At 40.4% G+C, this 2,149-nt stretch carries 1 protein-coding gene; it reads right to left on the minus strand.

What is annotated here, in order from left to right:
* Positions 1-2,149: Rib/alpha-like domain-containing protein (locus QM424_RS09765; RefSeq protein WP_414394549.1), on the minus strand; the 2,149-nt coding region annotated here is incomplete at both ends.

A 2,149-nucleotide genomic window follows, 5' to 3' on the forward strand; every position in this document is an offset into this window, starting at 1 on the left:
TTTGATACAGCTCCACCGTTTTTAAATTCGTATTTACTAATACGATTTGCCTCTTGTGGATTTGAACCCTTCACCGCTGCAAGAATCTTTTCTTTATCATCTGCTGATGGAGTTGTCGCATTAGTTATTTGAACTGTCGCTGGCACTTCACCTGGGAATTTCTTATTCAGTTTCCCTTGTGCTACTACTGTCAGAGTACGAGCTTCATTATCAGATAAATCGACAGCTTTAACCCCACGGTTCCATTTATTACTATCTGCATATTGTTTGTCTGCATCATAGGTTGCTGTGTACTCTCGAATAGCAGGATTTGTTGTTGAAGCTTCCGTTGGAGTGTCTTTAAATCCAGGTGCAGAATCGTCTGACGAATAGTCTTTTTGGAAGATTCTATCTATATCTGAAGTTCCATCATGCAATTTCAGAGTTTTAATCTTACCACTGTTATCCTTGCCGCTTATGACGATTTTAATTTTATCACCTGCGAAGATTTCATATCCTCTTACACCTGGGCGAACATTATCCTGGATGGATTGTTTTTCCCACTGTTTTGTCTTATCATTCTGGATATAGAGATCAAATGCTGGTTCTGGTGCTACATTTTCCTTAGTAATTGCTTTAGTCGTTGATGTGCTAAGAGTCTCCGGATTTCCTTCAGGATTTGTAACGACTTTAGTTTGTGTAACCGTTACGTCTCCCGTTGGAAGCAAACCGTTACTATCTGCTAATTCATCCGCTCCAAATGTGACACTTGTAGCACCAGCTGGTACTGTCTTCGGAATTGTCTTACTTCCAAGTTTCAAGGTCACTGTCGCACCTGGTGTCACATCTGTCACAGTAATACCACGGTTTGGAAGACCACCTTGTAGCTTCACTTGATTATCTGCGATTTGTGGTGTTTTTAGGTTGACTTTGATAGTTACTGGAACTAATTTATCGTTACGACTACTTGTTGCAGCACCTAGTGGTAATGTTACTTTAACTTTTTTAGTTATATAACCTGGAGTGGAAATATCAGATTCACTTAGAGGTGTTTCCCATGCATAATCTGTTCCAGCTGGTATTACTGGTGTATTAGCAGCATTTGTAATCGTTTCACCCGGAGTTGTGCTAATAGTTGACAACGGAGACATATTACCCACTGTTGTTTCATAAACTTTCTTAGCAACTGGATTCACTACTGTATAATTAAATGTAGTCTCGCTTGTCAAAGCACGATCTTGTGCAGACGGAGTCCCAAAGCGTCCTGTTGGATAAGTCGCTACTACACGGTACTCTGTTTGATGCGCTTGGCTATTATTCCAGACACTACTAAACTCTGGTTTCCCACCAGCTTGTGTTTTCTGTAATGCACCTGGGCCATTTAAGTTACTATTTAATTTATACTCATAAGACCAGGTCGTATTGGCCGGAAGCTCCTTTTGATTTACATATAAGTAAGTGTCTCCACCATAATTATTAGCCCAGCTACCTCCGTTGGTTCTACCATTACCATCATCTTTAAAGGAATAAAACTTACCTGTCACCCCATTGTTGGTTTTAGCCTCAACCTTTGGATAAACAGTATAGTTATACTCAATTTCATCCGGCTGTTGACGCTTATCTGGATAGGTAACTACCAACTTCGCAGTACGATTTTCTCCTACAGTAAATGTCGGCTCACTTCCTTGCTTCCACGTAACAGTTGTTCCTGCTGGTAAAGGTTGATTCCCCACTCCACGAACAAAATCCTTTGGATTTAGACTTGCTAAGCTTTCGTCACTAATTGCATAAAACTTATCCGCTACTTTCTCAACACCGTATTTTACCTTTGGTGGAACCGTAGTAGAAGTACCATCCTTATAAGTGATTGTTACGGTGCCATCTTTTGATATTCTATAGCCTTCCTCTCCATCTTTAATACGATTCGTATCTTTAGGATTAGCTGCCTTCACTGCCGCAAGAATCTTAGCGCGTTCTGGATCTGTCAAGGAGTTTGGATTGGCAACTACAACCGCATCTGTTGGCTGATCCCCTGGGAATTTATCCGCCAAACGTCCTTGTTGAATACCAAATTTCGCTTCATCTAGGTTGGTATCACTTTCATTACCACTTGGATCTACTGCCTTAATTTGTCGCGTCCATTTATTATTTGAATTATATGTTAAGTCAT

Source organism: Streptococcus mitis (genome assembly GCF_047464945.1).
Classification (GTDB): domain Bacteria; phylum Bacillota; class Bacilli; order Lactobacillales; family Streptococcaceae; genus Streptococcus; species Streptococcus mitis_EA.